The organism is Paenibacillus sp. FSL H7-0331, from assembly GCF_001956045.1.
The window spans coordinates 1-7,274 of record NZ_MRTH01000094.1 but is presented as its reverse complement, the minus strand read 5'-3'; the positions used below and the strand labels follow the sequence as shown (position 1 = coordinate 7,274).

The 7,274-nt window shown below is 42.7% G+C and carries 7 protein-coding genes; 4 read left to right on the top strand and 3 right to left on the bottom strand.

The features are described from left to right. The 4 genes from BK127_RS44640 to BK127_RS41325 all read left to right on the top strand — a co-directional run. Nucleotides 1–233: HIT family protein (locus BK127_RS44640; protein ID WP_372237424.1), on the top strand; the 233-nt coding region annotated here is incomplete at its 5' end. A gap of 419 nt (nucleotides 234–652) precedes the next feature. Continuing rightward, the gene (gene tnpC, locus BK127_RS41330) at nucleotides 653–1,759 is read left to right on the top strand and encodes an IS66 family transposase (RefSeq protein ID WP_083689981.1); all 1,107 of its coding nucleotides are present in this window, start codon (nucleotides 653–655) and stop codon (nucleotides 1,757–1,759) included. Further along, nucleotides 1,743–2,120 (top strand): IS66 family transposase, encoded by a 378-nt coding sequence (locus BK127_RS42845; RefSeq protein WP_144026726.1) that lies wholly within the window; start codon nucleotides 1,743–1,745, stop codon nucleotides 2,118–2,120. Before tnpC ends, BK127_RS42845 begins: the two co-directional genes overlap by 17 nt. A 151-nt stretch (nucleotides 2,121–2,271) precedes the next feature. Further along, a complete protein-coding gene (locus BK127_RS41325; protein WP_256711699.1) occupies nucleotides 2,272–2,814 on the top strand; it encodes a tunicamycin resistance protein in 543 nt (180 codons plus the stop codon). A gap of 509 nt (nucleotides 2,815–3,323) precedes the next feature. Here BK127_RS41325 and BK127_RS41320 read toward each other — a convergent pair. The 3 genes from BK127_RS41320 to BK127_RS44395 form a co-directional block, all read right to left on the bottom strand. After that, nucleotides 3,324–3,629: a hypothetical protein gene (locus BK127_RS41320; protein WP_076238452.1), complete on the bottom strand. Its 306-nt coding sequence runs from the start codon at nucleotides 3,627–3,629 to the stop codon at nucleotides 3,324–3,326. A 331-nt stretch (nucleotides 3,630–3,960) separates the two neighbouring features. After that, nucleotides 3,961–6,156, bottom strand: coding sequence for an S-layer homology domain-containing protein (locus tag BK127_RS41315; protein ID WP_076238451.1), 2,196 nt, complete (start codon nucleotides 6,154–6,156; stop codon nucleotides 3,961–3,963). A gap of 74 nt (nucleotides 6,157–6,230) precedes the next feature. Further along, nucleotides 6,231–7,274, bottom strand: a 1,044-nt coding sequence (locus tag BK127_RS44395; protein WP_372237423.1) for an immunoglobulin-like domain-containing protein, incomplete at its 5' end; no start/stop codon positions are given.

Sequence of the window (7,274 nt, the reverse complement as noted above, 5' to 3'; positions counted from 1 at the left end):
GCGCGGCTCAGCTTACAGCGTTTGCAATGAAAAGTACATATGGATGTGATGGGATTTCTACGCGGCAACATAATGAGCCTGCTGGTAATCAAGACGTGTGGCATTATCATCTCCATGTTTACCCTAGATATGTGAATGATCAACTTTATCTGACAACGGGTTCTCAGTCCGATCCAGGTGAACGCTCTTTCTATGCTGATAAGTTACGTTCTTGGATAAAGGAAAACATTTAAGGTCTAAGAGGAGCGAATGATAACCCTAGTAGGAGATGAACCTGAGATTACGTGGCCTTTCTAGAGAAAAAATAGGGTTCTCTCATTACGAACTGGGAACGATAGTGCAATGGAGTTACTGTAAGGAAGCAACTTCTTTCTTCAATGCGTCCATTTTTCATTTAGCCAGGTATCTGTTCTCCCTCATAATAAGTTATGGGAAATCCCATACACTTAGATGATCCGTTTTTCTTCACAAACACAACATAAGTACTAGCTTTATGCAATAAAAGAAACTCCGGATAAGTCCCCCCGATTTGGTTACATTTATCGTAACTACTCAGGTACCACGGCTCAAGTGATGGAATAAGTAGTCAATTGATGTTTTGACAGGTAAAATAGAAATAACAGAAACCGGATCGGAAAGGGAGTTGGGACAGATGAAGTTTACAGCCGAACAAGTGATGACCATCAGTAAAGGTGACGCTGAAATTGCCTCCTTCATCACCCTCCTTCTCGAACAAAATGCAAAGCTCGAAGACCAAGTCTGCAAACTGGAAGAGCGGAATAACCAACTCGAAGCTCGTGTCAAGGAATTAGAGCGGCAACTGGGCAGTAAGAGCAATAACAGCAGCAAACCACCCTCAAGCGATGGGCTCCGCAAACCCAAAAGCTTACGCATACCCGGCGGGAAAAAGGGCGGAAAGCCAGGTCATGAGGGAACAACCTTGCGTTTTGTGGATCATCCCAACACCATCCAGCGACACACGGTGCAGACGTGCACCTGTTGCCAAATCGCTTTGGGCGACAGCACTGTGTTGCGAGAAGAACGGCGCCAAGTATTCGACTTGGTTCCTGTCCAGATGCAGGTTATTGAGCATCGCGTAGAGCGTAAACGCTGTTCGCATTGCGGTACCCTCAATGAGGGCGTGTTTCCTGTTGGTGTGGATGCCCCTACCCAATACGGTGAACAAGTCAAAGCCTTCATGGTGTACTTGAATATCCATCAATTGCTGCCAGTCGAACGCATCCAGCAGTTGCTGCGTGACCTCACCGGGCACAGCCCGAGTGAAGCAACGATCCTTACCCATATGGGCAACCTGCACGAAGCGCTCGCTCCTGTAGAAGCTATCATTCGTGAGCAGTTGATCCAGAGTGACGTGTTGCATGCCGACGAGACAGGGATGCGTGTCCAAGGGAAGTTGCAATGGATGCATACAGCAACGAATGCAAGGTTGACTTTATATGGCATCCACGAAAAGCGCGGCTATCTGGGCATGAATGCCATGAATGTACTGCCCCAGTATGCAGGGATCGTCGTGCACGATTGCTGGGCCTCCTATTTCAAAGACCTGTATCGGTTTGAGCATGCCCTCTGTGGCGCCCATTTGTTACGGGAATGCCAAGGGGTCATCGATTACGACGGCCAGGCTTGGGCGGAAATGATGAAAGCCTTGCTCCAAAAAGCCTGCCATGAAGCCAAGCAGGCCCGTAACTTGGGGGGGCGTCTCCACGTTAGACCAACAGCAGATGGCGCAGGCTTATGATGAAATCCTTCTCCAAGGCGAAGCTGAGAATCCAGACTCGCCTTGTTTGCCAACGGAAGCCAAGCGCGGACGAAAAGCGAAGTCCAAGGCACAGAATCTATTAGCTCGATTCTCGCTATATAAAACCGAGATTTTGCGATTCCTCTACGACCCGCGCGTCCCTTTCGACAACAACCAAGCCGAGCGTGACATTCGAATGGTCAAGGTGAAACTGAAAATCTCCGGTGCTTTCCGTACCCAAGAAGGCGCTGAGCAGTTTGCTCGTATTCGCGGCTTTATTTCAACACTCCGTAAACAAAACCTTAATTTACTCCAATCGCTCACCCAAGTCACTCGCGGTCAATTTTCATTTCAACTGTAGAGTACCTGAGTAGTTACCATTTATCTAACGAGCTCAATAGTTTCTCGAAATCATTTTGAGATGGAGTATTTACGAACTTCCTATATATAATGTAAATCAGTCAAAGCTTATTAAAAGACATATTATTACCAGGAGTGATCATGTGATTATCATGATTAATGGGGCTTTTGGTTCTGGTAAGACTTCCACAGCCCAAATGCTACAACCATTTGTTGCGAATAGCATGATATTTGACCCTGAAGAAATTGGACTTATGATTAGAAAGATATTACCTGAGGAAGTAAGGCACATACATGAACAAACTGATGATTTCCAGGACATTGAACTTTGGAAAATCTTGACCGTAAAGGTGGCAGGAGAGGTAAAGAAGAAGTATCAAAAACACTTAATTGTGCCCATGACCATATATAAAGAGGAAAACTTCAATTACATTTACAATGGATTTAAAGAATTAGATGACGAGCTCTATCATTTTTGTTTAATAGCTTCAGATGACACCATTTATAACAGATTAGTCAAGCGTGGTGATACAGTAGGAGGGTGGTCATTCCAACGGGCAGCTAAATGTGTCGAAGCTTTTAAGAAGGATATTTATCAAGAGCATATAATTACGGATCACTTAAAGACAACTGAAATTATAGACATTATTTTAAAGAGAATAAACAACAATTATGAATACAATTCGACGAAGTGACTGACATCACCTAACATTATATTCACGCGGCAGGTCGACTGTCGTCGTCCCTTGGTCCGCCCGAAGCATTTCGGGATTAAAATAACCGGGAACGTTAACGCTTAATAAACAACCAAGACGATGCTGCCGACAGAAACAGGTGGTCTCGTTACGACGGGAGTTTAGCATAGTGTTTTATATTAACGCAAGTTGACGGTTCAAATTTCACCGATCGATATCAAACTTAAAAATCCTTAAAATTGCCTCTGTCAGAACTTAAAAAGGCCCCCTTTGAACATTTATTGCTTGAGGGTATAGTAAAAAATGTATGCGATTTCTTAACCAACATAACTCTTAGCCACGTCGTAAAAGAATTAGAAACTGCAATTTTCCTATGCAGGATCATTGTTTATAGGGAGGTAGGTTTACTGGCAAAGTTCCTCGTTAAGAAAACAAGTCACTGCAATTTTAGCGGTTCAACGCTTTATTCAAACGTATGTCTCTGTTGAGATTAAAGTTACAAAATCTGGTTAATCAACAGGTCTGGGTTTTTGTTTGAGTATCCAACATCCGAGTTCGCACATCGTTTTAGAAACGAAAATAGCATCTCCATTTTTATCAAAACAGTATGCAATGGGTATGGATACATCACTACCTCTGAATGAGCCGTCGGCGTGACTCGTACCAATAATCATTGGTTTATATGCTACAGCAATCTTTTTTGCTTCATTTATCCATTCGTCGAACTGTTCTTCACTGAACATTCCTACACCGATTGGATGTACAATTAAGTTAATGGCAGGAGTATCTTCATTCTTAACTCCTTGTTTAACCAATTCATCACAAAGTATGTGTCCTATCTTCAGACCCTCGACCGACTTAAAAGTCGTCTGACTGTACTTAATCCTCTTGAGAAAATTCCTTTAATAATGTCCTGCTTGTTTCACATGAGTCTCTTTAGCCATGTCGATACCTACAACAAGATGAGATGTGCTAATTCGTTAAATTTAGTTGATTTTGTCCTTCTGTTTGTTTAAACTTCATAGTAAAAGCGCCTCCTTGATGGTGTTGGGTTTAGAACCCGTGGACAAATCCATCATACCGAGGCGCTCTTTTTTCGACAAAGGCTATTTCTTAGCCTTAACCAAAAACTCATCTTTAATTACATTATTGTTTTAATGATAATGCTCTTAGGATAACAGTTGCTGCTTCCGCTCGAGTTGTTTTCCCTTTTGGTTTCAAGGTTCCGTCTTCAAAGCCATCCATTAATCCTTTTGAAGTCGTAGTAGCTATGGCAACTTTTGCCCAATCGGAAACGTCGGAGCTATCTGCATAAGCCTTGCCGTCGGCAACCAACTCCATTTTATTGACACTTGCAATTAGAACAGCCATCTGCTCACGGGTAATAAGGTCGTCAGGACCAAAAGTCGTATCGCTGTAGCCAGAAATAATTCCATGCATTGCAGCTGTGGAGATTGAATTGTGTGCCCAATGATTGGCGGTGTCCGCAAAGACCTTCCCATCTTTTGCCGGAAGATTAAAAGCTTTTACGACAACCGAAACGAATTCAGCACGGGTAATGTTAGTAGCTGGTTTAAATGTTCCATCAGGATATCCGTTTATAGCCCCCAACTGAATCAGATCTTGAATGCTTTTTTCCGCCCAATGCCCCTTTATGTCAGAAAAATCTACAGAACCAGGTGCAGATGTGGAAGCATCTGTTTGGACCGCAGCATAAACAGCAAATTTAGTAAAATGATTGACGGATCCGCTTACCGTTGAATTAGCTTTATCGACTTGTGTGTTGTCCAACTGAATCCATTGGTTTGTTTGTTCATTCAACCAGTATACAGCAACCGATGTTTTATCCAAATCAACGGAGGTTTTGTCAAACGGCAATGTAATAGATACGGATTTGCTAAATTCACCAAATTTATCTTTTTTAATCTCATAGACATCACTTACAAGTTTTAGCGATGGAGTTGCAGGTAAAGTAGCCGTATTAGTTACTTTATCAACAGTCACCCTAATATCACTCGTAACCGCCCCGTCCGGAATGACAATTACAACTCCATTTTGGTTAACGGTACCTCCATTGGATAAAATGATATCTGTGTTTATTACAGAGCTGCCTCCACCGCCGCTGCTACCAGAACTGGTTGTGGGAGTCGTTGGTGGTGCTGTCGTATAGCTCGCAAATTTAGTGAAATGCTTCGTCCAAATAACTTGGTCGCTATTAACATCAATTTTCGCATCGCCCCCTGCCACAATTTCTCTATCCGCAGCAGCTTGTGTATCAGCACTTATTGTTTCAGTAATGGGTGTAAATATGCTACCTTTTACATAGCCAGCCGCTTTTCCTGCTTGGTTTGGTATAAGAAGCCGTACTCCTTTATCAAAGGTTAAAGTAACATCAGGTGATCCAACTTCAACAACTGTACTAACCGCTCCATTAGCTACCGATACACTACTATTGCTCTGAATCTCCGGTAGTTTAATGACATTATCCCAGTTTGCCGGAGCTGTAATTTGAGTGCCGGCAGGAATTGTAACACTAACAATCCCCAATGAAGTAGCAACTTTCACTTCTATTAGCGGAAGCGTGGCATGTTTTATTGTTCCTAACGTAACAGTCGGGACTTGCATTGTCGCATTCATTGAACCTGCTGGTACAGAAATGCTTAGTGGCTCCGTAGATACTAGGATTGGAACATTTGGGACTGCGATTTGAGTAGCTGGTCTTTTTATGTAAAGACTGTAGATTTTTCGGGTTGTTCCATCTTGAGCCGTCACTTCAACCAAGACGGTATTGGAACCCTCCATTAGATTAATTTGTTTAGAGTTCGTTTTTTCACTATTAATTGTAACCGTTGCCTCGGTGTCATCTGCATTTGCCGAAACCGTTATACTTGTAACGTTGTTTCCTACACTAGCCGAATATTCCGTTTTATCGGCAGAAAAGTCTACGGATGCTTCACTTAATTGTAAAGCTTTCAAGTTCGCATTCGTTCTTACAACTGCCGCTGTTGCCACTGTAAATTCGCCTGTAATCACGTCTGTTCCCTTACCCGCTACAACCGTGTAGTTACCTAAATCGGCATCTATTGGCAGCTTGAAGCTTGTAGTGTAGCCTCCATTAATAGGAACTGCAACATCGTAATACAAAATAGTAGTATTAGGTCGGATGGCTTTAATAATAACTTCATTTAAACTGGTTGTTCCCGATATAGTAACCGTATCGCCAGGATTTTTTGTGGGTATATCCGTTAAAGTAACATTCACCGATGCAGCTATAATATTCAATGGCATTAAAGTAAGTAGTAGTGCAATAATTGTTGCGATATTAAATAATCGTATCTTCACTCGATATCCTCGCTTTCATGTTGTAAATCGAACCCGGCAAACCCGGGTCCGAATCTACTAATAAATGGTGTTAACTATTCTAAAGTTATGGCTTTAGCTAATTGGTTACCGACATCTGTAAAACTGTTGCTGTAACTATCCACTACAAATACGTCAACCTTGTAGTCCGAACCTGTGACATTAAAGTAAGCAGTCAGTGCTTCAGAGAATTGAATGTCTTTCTCCAGAGCAACGATACTAACTGGAATCTCACCCTTCATCAATTGAAAGATGACCACTTCATTGCCTGTGTGTACAATTGAACCCATACTATTCCCTGTCACCGTTACTGTAGCCTTGATTCCGCCAGCCTTGCTAAGCGTTCCTCCACTAATAATGAAAGGTTGAGAAACAGGAGTTAATATTAACGTAACATTTGAAGGACTCGAAACATTACCCACAGTGTCTACGGCATATACTTTATATTCCCCGGCAGTTAAACCTGTCGTTGAAAGGCTTGTATCTGTGTTAGCTGTACTTACCGTTTCCTTTATTGCCGTACCTGCTGTAAACAGCGCATCAAGAGAAGCTTTATTCGTTACAGCAGCTGAAGCAGATACCAGATAAAGCGTCCCTACTTCGTTGCTTTGTACCCCTGTGATCGCAGTACCGACAGCGAATGTTGTCACATTCGTCATTGTGACTATTGGCGCTATTAGGTCTGGAACTATTACTTCTGGTGCTGCCACGACGATCAACGTAAACGTTTTTGTAGCAGTTTCTGTACCTTTAGTGATAGTCGCCGTTAAGGTTACCGTCGCATTGCCTGCTCCATGTACAGGACGGGTTACCGTACCTGTCGTCATAATAATGTCTGTGTTATCGGATACCCATGCAATCACGGTTCCATTTGTTCCTGTTGTTGGCAAGGTTACATTTTGCGATACGCTCGATACCGTATCACTACCGCCAAAAGTAATTACCAATGCCGTTTTTGCTCCGTCTACCGCTTGTGCATCCGAGATCTGTACATCCATATCAATAATGAATTGGAACCATCGTGAATTACCTGCAAGATCATAAACTTCTAAAAAGTAACTGCCGCTTTCGCTAATCGTCTGGCCCCACGTGTAACCCTC

What these genes read in the sequence shown, in the direction of transcription:
- BK127_RS42845 (WP_144026726.1), top strand. Translation starts at nt 1,743, where the DNA reads ATGGCGCAGGCTTATGATGAAATCCTTCTCCAAGGCGAAGCTGAGAAT.
- BK127_RS41325 (WP_256711699.1), top strand. Translation starts at nt 2,272, where the DNA reads ATGATTAATGGGGCTTTTGGTTCTGGTAAGACTTCCACAGCCCAAATG.
- tnpC (WP_083689981.1), top strand. Translation starts at nt 653, where the DNA reads ATGAAGTTTACAGCCGAACAAGTGATGACCATCAGTAAAGGTGACGCT.